This is a genomic window from Massilia aquatica, assembly GCF_011682045.1.
Taxonomy (GTDB): Bacteria; Pseudomonadota; Gammaproteobacteria; order Burkholderiales; family Burkholderiaceae_D; genus Telluria_A; species Telluria_A aquatica.
On record NZ_VVIW01000004.1, the window covers coordinates 136,667 to 156,325 of the forward strand.

The 19,659-nt window shown below is 64.5% G+C and carries 20 protein-coding genes; 7 read left to right on the forward strand and 13 right to left on the reverse strand.

Annotation, left to right across the window (positions count from 1 at the left end; translation table 11 throughout):
* Positions 1-18 precede the first annotated feature (18 nt).
* The 4 genes from F1609_RS09145 to rapZ all read left to right on the forward strand — a co-directional run bounded on the left by F1609_RS09145 (position 19) and on the right by rapZ (position 2,872).
* The gene (locus tag F1609_RS09145) at positions 19-339 is read left to right on the forward strand and encodes a hypothetical protein (protein ID WP_167076167.1); all 321 of its coding nucleotides are present in this window, start codon (positions 19-21) and stop codon (positions 337-339) included.
* A 96-nt stretch (positions 340-435) separates the two neighbouring features.
* Positions 436-918: a PTS sugar transporter subunit IIA gene (locus F1609_RS09150; RefSeq protein ID WP_099873918.1), complete on the forward strand. Its 483-nt coding sequence runs from the start codon at positions 436-438 to the stop codon at positions 916-918.
* Between the two features lie 51 nt (positions 919-969).
* Positions 970-1,905: an HPr(Ser) kinase/phosphatase gene (gene hprK, locus F1609_RS09155; protein ID WP_166870929.1), complete on the forward strand. Its 936-nt coding sequence runs from the start codon at positions 970-972 to the stop codon at positions 1,903-1,905.
* Positions 1,906-2,008: 103 nt separating this feature from the next.
* Complete coding sequence (rapZ, locus tag F1609_RS09160) at positions 2,009-2,872, forward strand: RNase adapter RapZ (protein WP_167076416.1); 864 nt, start codon at positions 2,009-2,011, stop codon at positions 2,870-2,872.
* 9 nt (positions 2,873-2,881) lie between these two features.
* On the opposite strand, the gene F1609_RS09165 is transcribed toward rapZ, so the two are convergent.
* From F1609_RS09165 to hpf, 7 genes are all read right to left on the reverse strand, one after another.
* Positions 2,882-4,975: a TonB-dependent receptor plug domain-containing protein gene (locus F1609_RS09165; protein WP_167076168.1), complete on the reverse strand. Its 2,094-nt coding sequence runs from the start codon at positions 4,973-4,975 to the stop codon at positions 2,882-2,884.
* An 88-nt stretch (positions 4,976-5,063) separates the two neighbouring features.
* Positions 5,064-6,599, reverse strand: coding sequence for a M23/M56 family metallopeptidase (locus F1609_RS09170; RefSeq protein ID WP_167076169.1), 1,536 nt, complete (start codon positions 6,597-6,599; stop codon positions 5,064-5,066).
* A 2-nt stretch (positions 6,600-6,601) separates the two neighbouring features.
* The gene (locus F1609_RS09175; protein ID WP_167076170.1) at positions 6,602-6,979 is read right to left on the reverse strand and encodes a BlaI/MecI/CopY family transcriptional regulator; all 378 of its coding nucleotides are present in this window, start codon (positions 6,977-6,979) and stop codon (positions 6,602-6,604) included.
* Positions 6,980-7,051: 72 nt separating this feature from the next.
* Positions 7,052-7,381 (reverse strand): hypothetical protein, encoded by a 330-nt coding sequence (locus F1609_RS09180; RefSeq protein ID WP_167076171.1) that lies wholly within the window; start codon positions 7,379-7,381, stop codon positions 7,052-7,054.
* Between the two features lie 11 nt (positions 7,382-7,392).
* A complete protein-coding gene (locus F1609_RS09185; protein ID WP_167076172.1) occupies positions 7,393-7,707 on the reverse strand; it encodes a hypothetical protein in 315 nt (104 codons plus the stop codon).
* 20 nt (positions 7,708-7,727) lie between these two features.
* Positions 7,728-8,813 (reverse strand): enoyl-CoA hydratase/isomerase family protein, encoded by a 1,086-nt coding sequence (locus F1609_RS09190; RefSeq protein WP_167076173.1) that lies wholly within the window; start codon positions 8,811-8,813, stop codon positions 7,728-7,730.
* 97 nt (positions 8,814-8,910) lie between these two features.
* Positions 8,911-9,288 (reverse strand): ribosome hibernation-promoting factor, HPF/YfiA family, encoded by a 378-nt coding sequence (gene hpf, locus F1609_RS09195; protein ID WP_167076174.1) that lies wholly within the window; start codon positions 9,286-9,288, stop codon positions 8,911-8,913.
* 384 nt (positions 9,289-9,672) lie between these two features.
* Between hpf and F1609_RS09200 the strand changes: the two genes are divergently transcribed.
* Both F1609_RS09200 and F1609_RS09205 read left to right on the forward strand, forming a co-directional pair.
* Entirely contained in the window at positions 9,673-11,010 is a 1,338-nt protein-coding gene (locus tag F1609_RS09200) for a hypothetical protein (RefSeq protein ID WP_167076175.1), read from the forward strand.
* A 149-nt stretch (positions 11,011-11,159) separates the two neighbouring features.
* Positions 11,160-12,479 carry a hypothetical protein gene (locus F1609_RS09205; RefSeq protein WP_167076176.1) on the forward strand — a complete coding sequence of 440 codons (1,320 nt, stop codon included), beginning with the start codon at positions 11,160-11,162 and terminating at the stop codon, positions 12,477-12,479.
* A 25-nt stretch (positions 12,480-12,504) separates the two neighbouring features.
* Here the strand turns inward: F1609_RS09205 and F1609_RS09210 are convergent, their stop codons facing one another.
* The 6 genes from F1609_RS09210 to F1609_RS09235 are packed head-to-tail and all read right to left on the reverse strand — an operon-like array spanning position 12,505 to position 17,545.
* The gene (locus F1609_RS09210; RefSeq protein ID WP_167076177.1) at positions 12,505-13,977 is read right to left on the reverse strand and encodes an RNA polymerase factor sigma-54; all 1,473 of its coding nucleotides are present in this window, start codon (positions 13,975-13,977) and stop codon (positions 12,505-12,507) included.
* Between the two features lie 2 nt (positions 13,978-13,979).
* Positions 13,980-14,738 carry an LPS export ABC transporter ATP-binding protein gene (gene lptB, locus F1609_RS09215; protein WP_167076178.1) on the reverse strand — a complete coding sequence of 253 codons (759 nt, stop codon included), beginning with the start codon at positions 14,736-14,738 and terminating at the stop codon, positions 13,980-13,982.
* A complete protein-coding gene (gene lptA / locus F1609_RS09220) occupies positions 14,735-15,361 on the reverse strand; it encodes a lipopolysaccharide transport periplasmic protein LptA (RefSeq protein ID WP_167076179.1) in 627 nt (208 codons plus the stop codon). The genes lptB and lptA overlap by 4 nt, the downstream gene beginning before the upstream one ends.
* The gene (lptC, locus tag F1609_RS09225; protein WP_167076180.1) at positions 15,358-15,981 is read right to left on the reverse strand and encodes an LPS export ABC transporter periplasmic protein LptC; all 624 of its coding nucleotides are present in this window, start codon (positions 15,979-15,981) and stop codon (positions 15,358-15,360) included. Before lptC ends, lptA begins: the two co-directional genes overlap by 4 nt.
* A gap of 21 nt (positions 15,982-16,002) precedes the next feature.
* Entirely contained in the window at positions 16,003-16,545 is a 543-nt protein-coding gene (locus F1609_RS09230) for a KdsC family phosphatase (protein WP_167076181.1), read from the reverse strand.
* Position 16,546: 1 nt separating this feature from the next.
* Entirely contained in the window at positions 16,547-17,545 is a 999-nt protein-coding gene (locus F1609_RS09235) for a KpsF/GutQ family sugar-phosphate isomerase (protein WP_187362973.1), read from the reverse strand.
* Between the two features lie 130 nt (positions 17,546-17,675).
* Between F1609_RS09235 and F1609_RS09240 the strand changes: the two genes are divergently transcribed.
* Complete coding sequence (locus F1609_RS09240) at positions 17,676-19,658, forward strand: monovalent cation:proton antiporter family protein (RefSeq protein ID WP_167076183.1); 1,983 nt, start codon at positions 17,676-17,678, stop codon at positions 19,656-19,658.
* The last annotated feature ends 1 nt before the right edge of the window (position 19,659 follow it).

Here is a 19,659-nt window from a genome sequence, read left to right on the forward strand (position 1 = left end):
TTGAGGCAGCGCAAGGAGATGGATTTCCCCCTGCGCGCACGCTTGACTCCATTGCCATGCGGGAATACCTTGGTCGGCAAGGGAACGAGTGTGCTTTTCGGGCGACAGGAAAAAGCCATCAACTTTATATTTAAACAACAAGCGCGGTGGCGTTTCCGAGCGCTGAAAAAACGGGCAGCAAGCACAGGAAAAATGGCGAACTGCATCAAGGACCAGCATTTATGTGCAAAATCCTCAATTTCGTGCCGGAAATTCAAATTTTCCACTCCCGGCTTGGGAGCGGTTTTCCCGTCTTGCATGAATCGCTATTCAGTTTGCGATATGTCAATGCAGGCCTGACATGAATCGACGACGAATTCCGATTACACAGCTGGCAAACAGGCCTATAATTCTGGCTCGCAAGCACCCCTGTGCATCGCATCAATACTCAGCGTTATGACAAATCTTAGCAAAATTTTATCGCTCGAGAACGTGTTGCTTGATCTCGAAGTCTCCAGCAAGAAGCGCGCTTTCGAACAGGCCGGGCTGATCTTCGAGAACAACTGCGGAATCGCCCGCTCGACCGTCTCCGACAACCTGTTTGCGCGCGAGCGCCTTGGCTCTACCGGCCTTGGCCATGGTGTGGCTGTGCCGCACGGCCGCATCAAGGGCAGCAAGAGCCTCAAGTCGCCGCTGGCCGCGTTTGTGCGCCTGCTCGAACCGATTCCGTTCGAATCGCCCGATGGCCAGCCGGTCAACCTGCTGTTCTTCCTGCTCATTCCCGATCACGTGACCCAGCAGCACCTCGAGATTTTGTCCGAGATCGCCGAGATGTTTTCGGACGACGGATTCCGCACGGCGCTGGCGACCGATCCCGACCCGAAATCGGTTCACTCGCGCATCATCAATTGGCAACCAAGTCTGCAAGCGCTGGGTTAAACTTCAAGGTGCCGGGCGCGTTGGCGCCCTCACTTTTCTGAAGACCCGTTCATGCTGCAAACTCCGCTGACCATCCAACGGCTGTACGACGACAATCGCGAAAGTCTTCAGCTGGGCTGGTTCGCCGGCTTTCCGGGCGGCGAACGCCTCATTTCGGGCGACGTCGCCTCCGCCGCCGACCAGGTCGGCCACCTGAACCTGATTCACCCGGGCCGCATCCAGGTGTTCGGGCATCAGGAGCTGACTTATTATCACCGCCTCAAATCGGGTTCGCGCAGCCACGTGATTGGCGAGCTCATTTCGGGCGGGCCGCCGGCGCTGATCATCGCGCAGGGGCTCGATACCCCGCCCGATATTTTGGCCATCTGCGACGAGCAGAATATCCCGCTGTTTTCCACGCCGCTGCCGGCCGCGCAGGTAATCGACTTCCTGCGCGTGTACCTGTCCAAGAAACTGGCGCAGCGGATCATCATGCATGGCGTGTTCATGGACGTGCTGGGCGTGGGCGTGCTCATTACCGGCGACTCGGGCCTGGGCAAGAGCGAGCTGGGACTCGAACTCATTTCGCGCAGCCACGGGCTGGTGGCGGATGACGCGGTGGAGTTCTCGCGCATCGCCCCGAACATGATCGAAGGGCGCTGCCCGGCGCTGCTGCAAAACCTGCTGGAAGTGCGCGGACTGGGACTGCTCGATATCAAAGCGATCTTCGGCGAGACGGCCGTGCGGCGCAAGATGCGCCTTAAATTGATCGTTCATCTGGTGCGGCGCAGCGCGCTGGAAGAAGAAGTCGAACGCCTGCCGTTCCTGTTCCCGACCGAGGATGTGCTTGGGCTGCCGATTCGCAAAGTCGTCATCCCCGTGGCAGCAGGCCGCAACATCGCAGTGCTGCTGGAAGCGGCAGTACGCAATACGATTCTTCAGTTAAGAGGCATCGATACGCTTCAGGAGTTCATGGAGCGCCAGCGTCAAGCCATGAGTTCAGACTAAACCAATCAGAACGTATAGGATCCGTTGTAAAATCTCTGTTGCCTAATGAGAATGATACGTAGTGCCTAAGCAAACCCCACCCGCATGGGGTATCATCGGACCTATGCGCATCGTACTCATTACAGGTATTTCCGGATCGGGCAAGTCGGTCGCCCTCAATGTCCTCGAAGACGCAGGCTACTACTGCGTCGACAATCTTCCCCCAGCCTTGTTACCGAGCCTGATCGACGCGCTCATCGCCGACGGCACGGCATGCGCCGCGGTCGCGGTCGATGCGCGCAGCGCCCAGTCGCTGGTCGAACTGCCGGTCAACATCCGCATGCTGAAGGACCAGGGACACGACGTTAAAGTCATGTTCCTGACCTCGAACACGCACTCGCTGGTGGCGCGCTTTTCCGAAACGCGGCGCAGTCATCCGCTCTCGCACCAGTTGCGCCCGGACGAAAACCCGGCCTCGCGCCGCACCCTGATCGAATGCATTCTCGAAGAGCGCGAGCGCCTGTCGGCCATCGAACAGCTTGGCCACGTAATCGACACGTCCGACCTGTCGGCCAACAAGCTGCGCGCGTGGATCAAGGAACTGGTCGAGATCGAGCGCGCGCCGCTGACGCTGTTCTTCGAATCGTTCGCCTTCAAACTGGGCGTGCCGCTCGACGCCGACTTTGTGTTCGACGTGCGCGCCCTGCCCAACCCCTACTACGACCTGACCCTGCGCCCGCTGACCGGGATGGACGCGCCGGTGATCGCTTTTCTGGACGCCCAGCCCAGCGCGGCCGATCTGCTGGAAGACATCCGCGCCTTCGTCGAGAAGTGGCTGCCGTCGTTCAAGACCGACAACCGCAGCTACCTGACCGTGGCGCTGGGATGCACGGGCGGCCAGCATCGCTCGGTGTACATGGCCGAACGCCTGGCCGCCTACTTCAGCCCGACCGAACGGGTCGTGCTGCGGCACCGCGAACAATCCTGACCGGGAGGCTCATTTGGGCCGCTCAAAATCATGTTCAAAGGTGATGCGCAGCGCCGTGCCGGGCATCAGCTCGCGCCGGGTGCTGCGGCTGCCGTAATACGATGCCGATACACGCGGCCGGTCCAGCACATCGGTCAGCCCCAGGCGCAAGCGCGTCTGCTTGCCGGCTCCCCACAAGACATACAGATCGAGCAGGCGCGTGCCGCCGTTCGATTCGCTCCATTCGGGGGCGTAGCGTGTGCGCGCACCGCGCTCGTAGGTGAAGCTGGCGCCGAACGCAATCGCGGTACGCACATCGATGCCCACGCTGGCCGTCAAGGGCGACTGGTCCGCCAGCCGGTTATCCGGGCCCGGCACCTTGTCGATGCGCGACCAGTTGCGCGCCACGTTACCGTTCAACGATGCCGGCGCAAAGCCGGGCAGCGGCAGCTTTGCTTCCAGCGCGATGCCGCGCGCGCTCGCCCTGCCCTGGTTGGCCGGCGTCGATACCCATTCGGTCCCATCCTGGAACAGGCGCGTGACTGTCACGTCATCGATCTTGCGCACATACGCGCTGGCGGCCAGCAAGCCATCCTTGCCGACCTGGCGGTCGTAGCCGATGTCGAGCCCCCAGGCTTTTTCGGGGCGTAGCGCGGGGTTGCCTTCGCTGTGCGGATTGGTGGCGCTGTTGTTGTTGTCGACCGTGTAGCGGCGCGGGATCAGGCGGGCCATGGTGGGCGCCTTGTATGTGCGCGCCAGCCCCGCGCGCAGCTGGTGGCCTGCGGCCGGTTTGTACAGCGCCTGCAGCACCGGCGCGGGAATCGCGCTGCGCTGGCTGACCGCCGCCACGCCGGCTTCGGCCACCGAGGTGCGCAGCGTTTCCCAGCGCGCGCCGATGGAGAGCGACCACGCCGGGTTGATTTCCCAGCCATCCTGCGCGAACGCGCCGAAGCGGTCGATGACGCCGCGATAGCGGTTGTCGCTCAACTGCGGCGCCTCGTCGAAGGAGTCGCGCTCGCTGCCCACGCGGGTCTGGCTGCGCGTGGTGTGGGCGCCATCCCAGCCGGCACTGAGCACATGGCCGCCGCCCAAAGGCCGCGTCCAGGTCGCGCCCAGGTGGTAGCCGCCCTCGCGCAGGTCGGAGGTGACCAGGTTCAGCGCCGGCGCGCGCCGTCCGTTGATCATGTCGCCAAACTCGAAATCCGACTCGCGCCGGCTGCGGTGGATGCCGCCCTTGGCGTCGATGCGCGCGCCCTCGCCCAGGCTGCGCGTCCATTCCAGGTCCGTACGCAGCCACATCGCCGCCATGTTCAGGACGGCGGCGCGCTCCGGGTGCAGGGTCGGCACGCCGATGTGGGTGGTTTCAACGGCCCAGGCATCGGTCGCGCGCCGGCTGTTGCTGATAAAGGCTTGCAAGCCGAGCGTGTCGCCATTGGCCAGCTTCCAGCTGGCGCGCGGCGACAGGCTGGCCAGGCGCGTGGTGTTGATTTCGTCCAGGCGCGTGCTGCGGCGCAGGCCGGGCGCGGTCTCTTCTTCGCGCGATGGCGCTGGAATTGGCCCATACGACAGGCTGACCGGCACCGAGTACGAAAACGCGTCGCTCTTGCCGCTCACTTCCCCGCTCAGGCTGGAGGCGCGCCGGCCGTGCTGCGCGTCCAGCCCCGCCTTGATGGTCGATTGCCGGCGCGTGGCCGAGGTGCGCAGCACGATGTTCACGCTGCCGGCGATGGCCTGCATGCTGGTCGCGGCCGACGCACCGCGCACTACCTCGACCCGTTCGATCAGTTCCGGCGCCAGCGATTCGAGCGAGAAGCCGGCGGGTGCCACCACGCCGTTGAGCAGCACTTGCGTGTAGCCGTTTCCCAGGCCACGCAGGCGAATGTCGCTGGTGCGCCCGCCGCCGTCGCCGATGGTAATGCCGGGCACGCGCTTGAGGGCGTCGCCGAGCGAGCGGTCGCCGTGGCGCATCAGCTCCGCGCGCCCAACCACCAGGCTGGCGGCGGTTTCCTCGCTGCGCTGGTCGTAGCGCGCGCCCGCTATTTCAATCTTGGGAAGGACTTCTTCGGCCAGCGCCGGTAAACAAAAAGCGAGCGCGCAGGCGCAGGCATACGGACGGATCTGCATGGGTTTCCTTCGGTGTTGTGGAGGGACGAGCGCGCTCGCACGGCGCTGCTGCGCCGCACGGGAAACCGCGCCTGAACGGGAGGGTTATCTAGATTCGGGAGGGACGCTTGCGCAGCGCCCCGGAGGTCGCGAACGCGTCGAGGCCGGTGAACATCTGCTGCGGATCGATGCGCTCACCATCTTTGAAGGCTTCCAGGTGCAGGTGCGGACCGGTGACCTTGCCGGTAGCGCCAACCAGGCCAATCGTCTCGCCGGCGCGCACCACCTGCCCCGGCTTGACCGAGCGCGCGCTCAGGTGCGCGTACAGCGAGCGCACGCCGCCGGCGTGTTCGATCAGGACCACATCGCCATACTGCGGGCCGCCCTCGTACTGCGCGGTCGATGCAAGCACGGTGCCGCCGGCCGCGGCCAGGACCGGCGTGCCGCTGCGGGCGGCGAAGTCGATGCCGTGATGGCCGCCTTCCAAGTTCTTGCGCGCGGCGCCGTAAAAGCTGGTCACGCGCACGCGCTCGAGCGGCATTTGCCACTGCTGGCGCGGCGCGACGGCGGACGGCGCCGCCACGGTGGACGACGGTGCGGGAACGCCAGTTTCGGCTGCGCGCCACGCAAACGCCGGCTGCAGCAACAAGCTCGCGCCGAGCACCGACGCCAGCGCGGTGGCCACCGCGGCCTTGCCCGGCAAGCCGGGAGCGCGCATGCCCGGCTCGCGGATCAGGCCCACACGGGTGCGCAGCGACGCGGGACTGCCGTGACCGAAGGCGATGCCCGCGCCAAGTAGTTCTTGCTGTACCTTGAGCTGGGCCACCAGCGCGGCCGCGTACTGCTTGCGCTGCTGCGCCGGACGGCCATCGAGCACGGCGTGGTCGCATCCCAGTTCCTGCGCCCAGTTCAGGCGCCGGGTCAGCACCGCCAGCAGGGGATTGAACCAGAACAGCGTTTGCAGCAGCATGCTGGCGTGCAGCCAGAAGGGATCATGGCGCTTCCAGTGGGTCAGTTCGTGGGCGACGATCAGGCGCTGCTGCTCGTCGCTGAAGCTGCGCAGATGGCGCGGCAGCAAAAGGCGCGGACGGGCCAGGCCGGCCAGCATGGGCGAGATGGATGCATCGGTTTCGCACACGCGCAGGCCGCGCCGCAAAAGCTGCGCCACCGGTTCGGCATCGAAGCCGGCGTGCTGCGCCAGTGCCGTCGCGTCGAGCGGACGGGCATGAGCGAGCAAGGCGCGCAGGCCGCGCTGCGCGTGCACCCAGCGCGCACCGGCGGCCAGCAAACCAGCCACGTACAGCGCCAGCCAGGCTTGCGCCAGCAGTTCGAACGGGTCGATGTCGTCGTCAAGGCCATCGGCCTCGGACCCATCCCAGCCCGGCTGCACGGAGGGCTGCGCGGCGGCAGGTGCGGGACGGGCGATCTCGATAGCCGGGACCACGCTGTACGCGGCGCTGTGCGGCAGCAGCGCCGCCACGAAGGCGCAGGCGATGGCGGCCTGCGCCCAGAGCCACACCGAGCGGTGCCCGGCCAGCACCGGCCACACGCGCGTGGCCAGCGTGAGCAGCGCCAGGATGACGGCGGCGGCAATGCCGCAGGTGATGCTCGCTTTGAGGAAGGAAAAGGCGATCGCGTTCAACATGCTCAGTCCTTCGCGTCGGGCCAGTCCTGCAGCATCTGTTCGAGTTCGGCCAGTTCCTGCCGGTCGACCAGTTTACTGCCCGTGAACATATTGACCGGCAGCGGCGCGTCGATTTCCATCACGCGGCGGCCAAAGTCGTGGGCAAAGGCGGCCAGGGTGGCGACCTTGTCGAGCTGCGCGCGGTAGACCTGCACGCCGTGCTGCATGTCTTGCGCCACCATCTGCTTGTCGAGCATGCGTTCGAGCGTCTTGCGGGTCGAGGAAAACGACCAGTCCAGTTCCGCCACGGCGCGCTCGTGAATCTCGCGCGTGCTCAGGGGCTGGTCCTTCCAGAGGACTTTGAGCAGGCTCAGTTCTGAAACCGAAGGAATGACTGACATGATGATGCTCCACATTGTGACTGATGGGGCAAGTATGCGACAGTTGTCACATAAGGTCAAGCGTCATGTGGGTCAGTCGCAGATGCCGTGCACGCCCTGTTGCGTGCGGCTGGCGAACGACAGCACGCCGGTCAGCTTGAGCAGCAAGGCGCGTTCGTCGGGATGCAGGCCGGCGCGCAGCAGCGGCAGCAGGGTGGCGAGCGCGCGTTCGACTTCGCCGTGGTCGAACGCCTGGTCCTCGCACAGATGCGAAATCCGTTCCAGGAAGTCGCATTCGCCGCCTCGCCTGGCGCGCTGCTTCAGGTGCGCCAGGGCCGGCAGGTCATGGAAGTCGATGCTGGCGGCGCAATCGGGTGCTGCGCCATGTTCGCTGCCGGGGCCGACGACGAGGTCATAGGCCATGGCGGCCACCCTCAGTCGGCGATTCCATACAGTCCTACCTGTCTGCGGCTGGCAAAGGAAAGTACGGCGACCAATTTGTGCAGCAGGAGGCGTTCATCCGGATGCAGCATAGCGTGCATCAGCGGCAGCAGCGAGTCGAGCGCCTGGTTCACCTGATCAAGCGAGAATTCCTGGTCCTCGAACAGATTCGTGATCCGTTCGAGGAAATCGAAGTCGCCCCGCTTGATGAGGCGTGAAAAGGCAGGTAATTCATCGAACCCGATGACGGCAATGAAGTCGCGCCGCGGTGCGCGCCATCCGGTCGCGACGAAGAGCTCATATGCCATGCCGGCCGCCGCGCATGACCTTATGCCAGGTGGCGCAGCGGATGCGCCGCCGCCGGCCACACCTGGGCGAAGAAGCGCTCCACCATCTGCGCGTCCACCTGATCGAGGCTGGCCGGGTTCCACTTGGGCGCATTATCCTTGTCGATCACCAGCGCGCGCACGCCTTCGAGCACTTCGCCATGCTCGAAATTATGGCGCACCACGGTGCGTTCCATGCGCAGGCAGTCGGCCACATCGAGCGCCGCGCCGCGCAGCAGCAGTTCGCGCGTGACGCACATCATCAGCGGGGAACGCTGGCGCATCGCGGCCAGCGCCTTTTGCGCGAACTCGCCATCGTCACCTTCGAGCGAAGCCATGATGGCCGCCACCGAAGCGGCGCCGAAATGGCGGTCGATGCCGTCACGCTGCGCCTGCAAGGTGGACGCGCCCGCGTCCGCCGCGAACGGCGCCGCGAAGGCCGCAATCGCCGCGCGCAGGCCGGCGCCCGGCGTCGTCTCGATCAATTCCTTCAGGGCGCCCATCTGCGCCTGCGGCACGAACAGGTCGGCCAGCCCGACATACAAGGCGTCGGCCGCGCCGACGGTCAGGCCGCTCAAGCCCAGGTACTGGCCCAGCTTGCCCGGTGCGCGCGAGAGAAAATAGCTGCCGCCGACATCCGGAAACAGGCCGATATTCACCTCCGGCATGGCCATCTTGGTTTTCTCGGTGACGATGCGGAGGCGGCATTCCGGCCCGCCCTGCGCAATGCCCATGCCGCCGCCCATGATCACGCCATCCATCAGCGCGATATACGGCTTGGGATAAAAATGAATCAGGTGATTGAGCGCGTATTCTTCGGTAAAAAAATCTTCCAGCAGCGCGCTGCCGCCCATTGGCGTGGCATGTCCGCAATCGTGGAAAAAGCGGATATCGCCGCCGGCGCACAGCGCCTTGTCGCTGCTGCTGCCGATGACCACGGCGTCGATGGCTGGATCATCGCGCCATGCGCTCAAGACCCCGGTCAGGTCGCGCACCATCGCCAGCGAGAGCGAATTGAGGGCCTTGGGACGGTCGAGGGTAATCACGCCGGTACGATTGGCAATGCGGGTCTGGACGAATTCGCTCATGGGGCTGGCCGGAAGAAGATAAGGAGCGCTATTTTATCGCGCATGGATGCAAAAAGGGCGCCACGCGGGCGCCCTTTGAGAATGGGACGGGGCCTGCTTATGCGGCCGACGGCGTCTCTTCTTCAGGCAGGTCTTCCGGCATTTCTTCAGGCATGTGCTTGATGGCCTGGTGATTGTGGTCCTGGACTTTGTTTTTGTACTTCATGACCTGGCGATCCAGTTTGTCGACCAGGGTATCGATGGCGGCGTAGAGATCGTGCGACAGGCTTTCGACATACACGGTTTTGCCCGACAGGCGCAGGTTGATCTCGGCCTTTTGACGTTTTTCTTTTTCCGTCAGATTATCGACGGTGAGGATGACTGCAATATCGATCACTTGATCGAAATGGCGCCTTACGCGCTCAAGCTTGCTCTGTACGTATTCACGGATGGCTGGCGTTACTTCAAGATGATGTCCACTGATTGTGAGATTCATACACACACTCCTAATGATAATGGCACTTCTTGTTACTATCGGTTCGTACGCTTGGCAGCGCAGAGGAACAGCTGTATTACCACACGGACGATGTGATTCTGCTACGTCCGCAAAATTGCCAATCGATTAATGGGTTTAATGGTATTCAACTCCTTCGTTTTGTACCCGAGCAACTTTCTCTCGTGTAGACCAAGTGTATCAGTTATTTGGCATAGCACAAGGTAAGCACAAAGCGCCAAAGATTCAAGGGAAAATACCCGGTATATTCTCCGAGGTATAAGCTCGCGATACCGGCAGGATCGAAAAGTAGCAAAAACCGGATCATGTTTTGACGGCCGGCGGATTCACCTAAAATCGTCCCCCCGCCAATTATCCGAGCCGATCATGTTCAAGCTAAACGCCCCCTTTTTCCTGCTGCGCCTGGCCCTGGCCGGCGCCCTGTGCGCCAGCGCCGCACCGGCGCTGGCCGTCCTCAGTTTCGACATGAGCGTGACCACCAAATTCACCGTGGCCACGCATGGCGACAACCCGCCACCGGACGAGATCAAGCAGTACAAGGTGGTGCTGGGCGAGCGCTATCTGTCGGTGAGCACGGCGGACGAATCGATGATCTACGATTTTGCGCAGCGGCGCCGCTACCAGGTCGACCTGCCCAGCGCCAGCTATGTGGACTACTCGCTGTTCGATGGCATTGGCTTTCGCAAAGCGGAACTGCTTCACCGCGCACTCCTCGGCGAGAACCTGCGCAAGGCCGGGGTCGGGCCGGTGTTCGATCCGGTCTTCGACGAGCACAATCTGTCGCTGACGGCAGCGGGGCGCAAGCTGTCCGAATCGACCGAGGCCGGCGCCACCGTGCTGGCGGTCGACGGCAACCCGCTGGCGCGCATTCCGGCCGGCGGCACCAGCATCGGCGCCGCCGACGCGGCCCAGTTCGAGCGCATGCTGCGCTACCGTTTCGGCGGCCATCCGCTGGTGCTGGCGCGCCTGTCGGGCGAAAAGCGGGTGCCGGCCGGCTTCGTGATGCATCACAAGCTGATCGGTTTCAGCGAGGAGCGCACCTTCACCATCAGCGCGCTCCAGCCAAGCGCTGCGGCCAGCTACGACCTCAAGCCGTACACGGCGCGTACCGCGCAGGGGAATGAAATCGACCTGCTGCTCGACAAGGCGCAGGCGAATGCGGCGCCGCCATCGGCGGCCGTCAAGCAGGCGTTCGAGGCAGAGATTGCGCAAGCCTTCGCCGAAAAGCGCGCCTTCGACGGTATGCTCAGCATGGCCGAATGGAGTTTCACCAGCGGCGCACCTTTGAAGCCGAACGCGGAACAGACAGCCCTGTTGCGCGCCGATCCGGCAACCCAAGCCTATCTGAAAGCGATTCGATCCAAGTCGAAAGCGGACCAGCAAGCGGGGGTGGCAACGATGCAGGAACTGCGCAAGTCCACCACGCGCAAGCAGCACATGGTGATGCTGTTCGAAGCCAATTTGCGCGACAGGCTGGGCGACGTGCGCGGCGCGCTGCCTTTGTATGTTAACGTCCTGCGCGCCAATCCGGCGCTGGCCGGGGCCTACAAGGATATGGGCGACACGCTGTACAAGAACTTCGATGCGGCGCGCGCCTGGCGCAGCTGGGACGCGGGACGGCGCATGGCGCCCGCGCTGGACCTGTCCAGGGCCGTGAGCTACCGCGAGCAGATCCTGCTGCGCGAGCATCCCGAATATTTTTGAGCCTGCGCGCAAGAAGGATGGCGCTCCGATACTGGCGGTATAGGGCTGCGCTACGCTGCGCGCAGCCGCCGGCTGACCGCCAGAAGATAGCGTTACGACAAGTCCTTCGTCCTATAATGGCCCGTCTATCACCACCATAGCGGGCCACCATGTTCACGCGATACACCTCCACTTCCCTGCTGCGCCTGGCGATGCTGGGCACCCTGGGCGCCGCCGGCGCGCCAGCCTGCGCCGCCATCACCTTCGACCTGCATGTCGCCGTCAACTACACCGGTGCAACGCGCGGCGGCGTACCCATACCGAACGAGACGCATAAATTCAAGGTCACGCAGGGCGAACGCTATCTGACCGTGCAAGACGCGAAGGAAACGACGATTGTCGACCTGGTTACGCGGCGCCGCTACCAGATCGACGAGCCAAGCCGCAGCTACGTGGCCTATTCGATGTTCGACACCATCGCCTATCGGCTGCTCGCAGTCAAAAAGAAAGGCAGCTTCACGCCGACCTACGGCCTGATCGAGCTGGAAAACAATCTGTCGGTCGAGGTGACGGCGCGCACGCTGACCGAATCGACCGAAGGCGGCGCCACAGTGCTGGCTGTCGACGGCTCTCGCCTGGCCAGTATCGGCGCCGGCGGAACCAGCGTCAGCGCCGGCGACGCAGCCATGTTCGCACGCATCCTGCGCACTTTCGGCACCCATCCGCGCGTGCTGGCGCGCCTCTCCGCCCAACAACGCCTGCCGGCCAGCCTGGTCACGTACCACAAGCAGATCGAAGGCTACAGCGAAACGCGTACGTATACGGTCAGCGCCGTCAAGCAAGGCGCACCGGCCAGCTACAGTCTGGCCGCGTACAAGCTGCGCGCGCCGCAAGGTGACGAGATCGACCAGGTACTCGACAAGGCAGCCATCAGCGCGGCACCGCCGACGGCGGCGGCCAGACAGGCGTTCGAGCGCGAAACCGCGCAGGCATTCTCCGACGATCGCGTGCTGGACGCCATGCTGGGGATGAACGAATGGGTATTCTCCGGGGGCGATCCGATCGTGTCGACGCCTGCGCAGCGGGCGCTGTTCCAGGCCAACCCGCAGTTGAGCAGCCTTGCGGCGGTGATGCGCAAACAAGACACCAAGGCGGAACTGGAAGCGACCCTCGCCACCCTTCAGGAACTGCGCAAGCACACCACGCGCAAGCAGCACATGCTGGCATTGTACGAAGCGGACACCCGCGAAAAACTGGGCGAACACCGTGCCGCGGCCGGACTGTACGCCAAGGCGCTACAGGCCAATCCTGCGCTGGCGTCGGCCTACGCCGGCCTGGGAATGGCGCTCTACAGAAGCGAGGACACGGTGCGCGCCTGGCGCAGCTGGGATGCGGGACGGCGCATCTCGAACGGCGGTGAACTCGACCTGTTCGGCAACGTCGACCAACTGGAACAGTCGCTCTTGCGCGAGTACCCGCAGTTCCTGTAGACGCTGCGCGAAACCGCTCGCCCTGTCACAGGCACTTGCGCAGGGCGACCGGGGGAATCTTGAGCGCTTCGCGGTACTTGGCGACCGTGCGGCGCGCAATCACCATGCCCTGCTCGCCCAGCATGTCGGCGATCTTGCTGTCCGACAGAGGGCTCTTCGGATCTTCGGCGCCGGTCAGCTGCACGATCAGCGCGCGGATCGCGGTCGACGAGGCTTCGCCGCCCGCTTCGGTGGCCACGTGGCTGCCGAAAAAATACTTCAGCTCGAACATGCCGTGCGGCGTCATCATGTACTTTTGCGTGGTCACGCGCGAGATGGTGCTTTCGTGCAGGCCGAGCGTGTCGGCGATTTCGCGCAGCACCAGCGGGCGCATCGCCACCGCGCCGTGCGAGAAGAAATTGCGCTGGCGTTCGACGATCGCTTCGGACACACGCAAGATGGTGTCGAAGCGCTGGCGCATGTTCTTGATCAGCCATTTGGCTTCCTGCAGCTGCGCGCCCATCTGGCCTTCGCCCTTGCCCTGCTTGAGCAGCGCGGCGTACATGCTGTTCACGCGCAGGCGCGGCATCACGTCGTTATTGAGCATCACCGACCAGCCGTTCTTCGCTTTGCGCACGATCACGTCCGGCACCACGTAGTCCGATACGTCGGACGCGAACTCCGCACCCGGATGCGGATTGCACTGGCGGATCACGGTCTGCGCTTCGCGCAGGTCTTCATCGTCGCAGTCGAGCGCTTTTTTCAGCTTGTTGAATTCGCGCTGCGCGAACCAGGTCAGGTGGTTTTCGACGATGGTCAGCGCCATGCGCCGCGTCACCATCGGCACGCCGGGCATGCGCCGGATCTGCAGCGCCAGGCATTCGGACGCATTGCGCGCGCACACCCCGCTCGGGTCGAAACTTTGCAGCAGCGCCAGCGCGGTGCGCAGTTCTTCGATTTCGATCTCCAGCTCGGGCGGCATGCGCTCGTGGATCTCTTCCAGCGACTCGGTCAGGTAGCCGTTGTCGTCGATGGCGTCGACGATCAGTTCGACCAGCGCCCGGTCGCGCGCTTCGAGCACGGTCACGCGCATCTGCTCCATCAGGTGCTCGCGCAAGGTGGTGCCTGAGGCTTCGAGCTGCGGGCGCGAATCCTCGTCGTCGGAGGTCTTGGCGCGACCCAGGTCGCCCCACTCGCCATCGTTGTCGTTGCTGGCCGGGCTGTCCGCTTCGCCGCCTTCAAAGCCTTCGCCTTCGGCGGGCGCCGGCGCATCCTGCGCACCCGGCTCGCTCGCCGCTTCGGTCGGCGTCGAGGTGCTGCTGATGGCGCCATCGCCCAGCAGGCGCACCGAATGATCGAGCGGATCGTCGAGCCGCTCGAGCAGCGGATTGTCGCTCAACAGCTGTTCCAGTTCCTGGTGCAGTTCAAGGGTCGACAGTTGCAGCAGCCGGATCGACTGCTGCAACTGGGGCGTGAGCGCGAGGTGCTGGGAAGTGCGTAGTTGAAGGGACTGTTTCATGCCTACATCCGGAAGTGTTCGCCCAGGTAGACCCGACGCACCGATTCATCCGCGATGATATCGTCGGGACGACCGGAGGCCAGCACCGCACCCTGGTTGATGATGTAGGCGCGGTCGCAGATACCCAGCGTTTCGCGCACGTTATGGTCGGTGATCAGGACGCCGATCCCGCGCTGCTTGAGGAAGCGCACGATGCGCTGGATCTCGATGACGGCGATCGGGTCGACCCCGGCGAACGGTTCGTCGAGCAGCACGAAGCGCGGGTTGGTCGCCAGCGCGCGCGCGATCTCGACCCGGCGCCGCTCGCCGCCCGAGAGCGACATGGCCTGGTTCTCGCGCAGTTTTTCGATCTGCAGGTCGGCCAGCAGGGTGTCTAACCGTTCGTTGATCTGCGCCTTGGTGAGCGACTTGCCGTCGACCTTTTGCAGCTCCAGCACGGCGCGGATGTTTTCTTCCACGGTCAGCTTGCGGAACACCGACGCTTCCTGCGGCAGGTACGACAGGCCGAGCGCGGCGCGGCGGTGGATCGGCAGGCTCGAAATATCGACCCCGCTGATGTCGATCGTGCCCGCGTCCGACGGCACCAGGCCGACGATCATGTAGAACGAGGTGGTCTTGCCGGCGCCATTCGGCCCGAGCAGGCCGACCACTTCGCCGCAGTCGACCTGCAGCGAGACGTCGCGCACCACCAGGCGCTTGCCGTAACTTTTCTGCAGGCCGCGCACGATCAGCCGGCTGCCGCAATTTTTCGGTTCGATCATTGGGTGATCACCGCTGGCGTGGTGGTCGGCGCCGGCGCCGGCGCGGGTGCCGGCGTGACGGGCGCACCCGCCGCTGGCGTGGCCGGCGCGGCGCGCGGCTTGCGCGGGGCGATGATCATGGTGCCGCGGCCCTGGCCCGGCTTGTTGGTGCCGCTGGCGTCGTTGCGCGCCAGGAAAACTTCTTTGCGGCTGTCGTAGGAAATGAATTCGCTCTCGATTTCATTGGTCGGCTTGGCGCCTTCGAGCTGGCGGATCCTGGCGTTCGAGAACAGCTTCATCATGTCGTTGCGTTCATCGTATTCGATGCGCTGGGCCTGGCCTTCGATCCACAGGTCCGGACCGCCGTCGCGCTTCTGGCGGAACGTGGCGGCCTTGCCGGCACCGGCGGTCAGGGTCACGAACATGTCGCCTTCCGGGGTTTCCTTGATGGTGGCGCGGTCCGACTTGAGGATCAGCGTGCCCTTGGTGACGACCACGTTCCCGGTCAGGATCGTGATCTGGGTCACTTCATTGGTTTCGAGCGAATCGTAACCGATCACCGCCTGTTTGGCGGCGTCGGCCTTTTCGGCGGACGCGCTTGCCGCGGCCAGGCCGAGCAGGGCGAAGGCTAGGAATTTTTTCATTGTGGTTTACCTGGTGTGGTTGGCGCAGCGCGCGCCGCTTTCGGTGGATAGACGATCTGCCCGCGGCTGGCGAATTTGAGTTCGCCCGTGGCGTTGTTCGCGTCCATGCCGGTGCCCCTGATGGTGGAGCTGCCCAGCGTGACCTGGACCGGCTGGTCGGACGTCATGCGGTCTTCGTCGGTGTACACCGTCAGCGCTTCGGTCTTGAGCTGCATGGCGCGGTTGGTGGGCGACTCGGGCCGCACCACGTTGACGTCGCCGAGCAGGTCGGCCTGGTTCTGGGCGTGGCGGATGCGTGCGCGCTGCGAGGTGATGGTGGTGACCGGCTGGCCGGGCGCGACGCCTTGCAGCACCGGCAGCTCGACGTCGGAGGTGTCGTCGATCGGGCGGTGCGTGAGTTTGGCGCCGGACACCAGGTAGCGCGGCTTGCCCTCGGGCGTCATGCGCACGAAGCTGAATTGTTCGACGATGTAGTCTGGTTCATTCTTGAAGCTGTTCGGATCGACCGACGTGTCGCCGTTCTGCGCCAGCTGGACCAGCCAGAAGGTGCCGAAGGCGAAGAAGGTCCCGACCACCATGATCGCGGTCAGGCGCCAGCGGTGTGCGGTGCGCTTATGCATGGTGGTCTCCCGTGGCGTGCATCAGGCGAAGTACGGCGCCAGCGCCGCGTCGTAGGTGCCTTGCGCGCGCATGACCATGTCGCACACTTCGCGCACGGCGCCGCGCCCGCCGCCGGCCTTGGTGACGTAATGGGCGCGGTACTGCACTTCCGGATGCCCGGTCGGCACGGTGACGGCAAAGCCGACCTGCAGCAGCAGCGGCAGGTCGATCACGTCGTCGCCGATGTAGCCGCACTGCGCGGCGGTGAAGCCGGTCGCTTCGAGCAGCCTGGCAAAGGCGACGCGCTTGTCGTGGATGCCCTGGTGGACGTGCATGATGCCCAGGTCGGCCGCGCGCCGCACCACGATCGGCGACTGGCGCGCGCTGATGATGGCGGTGGCCACGCCGCTCTTTTGCAGCAGCTGGATGCCCAGGCCGTCGAGCACATTGAAGGTCTTGGTCGCTTCGCCATCGGGGCCGTAGGTCAGGCTGCCGTCGGTGAGCACGCCGTCGACGTCGAAAATCATGACCTTGACGGCGGCGGCGCGCTTGATATGTTCGAGCTGGTTGGGGGAAGCTGTCATGTCAGATCACCTTCGCGCGGGTCAGGTCGTGGATATGCAGGGCGCCAACGAGCTTGCCGTCGGCATCGACCACCAGCATCTGGTTGATGCGGAATTCTTCCATGATCGCCACCGCGTCGACCGCCAGCTGGTCGGGACCGACGCGGCGCGGATCGGCGTGCATCACGTCGCGGATCGTGATCTTGGTAAAATCCTGCACGCGTTCGATGAGGCGGCGCAGGTCGCCGTCGGTAAACACGCCGACCGGATGGCCCGCAGCGTCGACGATGGCGGTCATGCCCATGCCCTTCTGGGTGATCTCGAGCAGCGCCACCGAGAGCGACACGTCGGCAGTCACTTGCGGCACGGCGTCGCCGCTGCGCATGACGTCGCGCACGTGGGTCAGCAGGCGCCGTCCCAGCGCGCCGCCCGGGTGCGAGCGGGCGAAGTCTTCTTCTTTAAAGCCGTGCGCGTCGAGCAGGGCCACGGCCAGCGCGTCGCCCAGCGCCAGGGTGACGGTGGTGCTGGCGGTGGGCGCCAGGTTGAGCGGGCAGGCTTCCTTGGCCACCGAGACGTCGAGGTGCACGTCGGCCAGCAGCGCCAGGCTCGATTGCGGATTGCCGGTCATGGCGATCAGCGGTGCGCCCATGCGCTTGATGATCGGCAGGATCGACATCAGTTCGGCGGTTTCGCCGGAGTTGGAGATGGCGATGAAGGCATCCTGCGCGGTGACCATGCCAAGGTCGCCGTGGGCAGCTTCGCCCGGGTGGACGAACATGGCCGGCGTGCCGGTCGAGGCCAGGGTGGCGGCGATCTTGCGCGCGATATGGCCCGACTTGCCCATGCCGGAGACCACCACGCGGCCGCCGCACTCCATCAACAGGCCCACGGCCTGGCCGACGCTGTCGTCGGTCTCCAGGCGCGCGTGCAGGGCGCGGATGGCGTCCGCTTCGATTTCGAGCGTCTCGCGGGCCAGTTGCATGGCGCGTTGCGTGAGGTTTTTGTCAAAAGCTTTCAGCATTGTTTTTTCATGGGTTACACTCATGGCAGAAGTATAAACGAATTGCGAAAGCAAAAAACTTGCCAGACGCAGAAATCGTATTTGCCCCGTGTTTTCGCCCGGCTTCCATCATCCCTTTACACGGCACCGCATGTTTTCAGGACTAGAACTCACCCTCCTCCTTTTAGGCAGCGCCGTACTGGGCGTGGTCGCTTTCCGCATGATGCACCTGCCCCCCATGCTCGGTTACCTGGCGGTCGGCATCCTGATCGGCCCCCATGCCCTGGGACTGGCCGAAAACAGCAAGACTACCGAAACCCTGGCCGAATTCGGCGTGGTGTTCCTGATGTTCTCGATCGGGCTCGAATTCTCGCTCTCGCAGCTGATGGCGATGCGGCGCATCGTGTTCGGGCTGGGAATGGCCCAGGTGGTCATGACCATCGTGGCCACCATGCTGTTCGGCTGGCTGCTGGCGACCCAGCTGCCCGGGCTCAAAATCACCTGGCAGGCTTCCTTTGCGCTGGGCGGCGCGCTGGCCATGTCGTCGACCGCGATCGTGGTCAAGATGCTGACCGAGCGGCTTGAACTCGAAAGCCCGCATGGCCGCAAGATCATCGGCATATTGCTGTTCCAGGACCTGGCGGTGGTGCCCCTGCTGATCCTGATTCCATCGCTCGGCAAACCTCCGGAAGAACTGGCCGAAACGCTGGCCTGGGCCGGCGTGAAAGCGGTGATCGTGCTGGTGCTGCTGCTGTTCATCGGCCAGAAGATCATGCGCACCTGGTTTACCATCGTCGTCAAGCGCCGCTCGCAGGAGCTGTTCATGCTCAACCTGCTCCTCATTACCCTGGGCGCGGCCTGGATCACCGAACACGCCGGCCTGTCGCTGGCGCTCGGCGCTTTTGTCGCCGGCATGCTGATCTCCGAAACCCAGTACAAGCACCAGGTGGAAGAAGACATCAAGCCGTTCCGCGATGTGCTGCTCGGGCTGTTTTTCATCACCGTCGGCATGCTGCTCAATGTCGGGCTGGTGCTGGAAAACTGGTGGCTGGTGCTGCTCCTCCTGGTGCTGCCGGTGCTGCTCAAGTTCGCGCTGATCGCGGTGCTGGCCAAGCTGTTCGGCGCCTCCGACGGCGTCTCGATGCGCACCGGCCTGGCGCTGGCGCAGGCCGGCGAATTCGGCTTCGTGCTGCTCAACCTGACCTCCGGCGCGCGCCTGATCGACGACTTCATCATCCAGCTGGTGCTGGCCTCGATGGTGCTGTCGATGCTGGTGGCGCCGTTCATCATCTCCAAGTCGGACCAGATCGTGATGAAGGTTTCGTCCAACGAGTGGATGATGCAGTCCTTGCAACTGACGCAAATCGCCAGCCGCACCATGTCGACCCAGAAGCACGTGATCATCGCCGGCTTCGGGCGCAGCGGCCAGACCCTGGCGACCTTGCTGACCGAAGAAAAAGTGGCCTACCAGGCGCTCGACCTGGACCCGGAGCGGGTGCAGGAAGCGCAGGCGGCCGGCGCGCATGTGTCGTACGGCGACGCGGCGCGCCGCGAAAGCCTGGTCGCGGCCGGGATTTACCGCGCCAGCGCGCTGGTGATCACGTATGCCAGCACGCCCTCGGCGATCAAGGTGCTGCACCTGGTGCACGAGCTGGCGCCGACCCTGCCGGTGATCGTGCGCAGCTATGACGATACCGATCTCGATGTGCTGAAAAAGGCCGGTGCGGCCGAAGTGGTGCCGGAAGCGCTGGAGGGCAGCCTGATGCTCGCCTCGCACGCGCTGGTGATGATGGGCGTGCCGCTGCGGCGCGTGGTGCACCGGGTGCAGAGCGCGCGCGACGAGCGCTATGCGTCGCTGCGCGGGTATTTTCATGGCACCAACGACACCAGCGACGATCCGGAGCATTTGTTCGTGCGCCTGCATTCGGTGATCTTGCGCGAGGATGCGGCGTCGGTGGGCAAACGCATCGACCAGCTGGAACTGGCCGAACTGGGGGCCGATGTGACCACGGTCCGGCGCGGCAAGGAGCGGCTCGATGTGACGCCGCACACGCAGCTGGAAGTGGGCGATGTGGTGGTGCTGCGCGGCTCGGCCGATGCGGTGAACCGCGCCGAGGAGCGCTTGCTGCACTAGC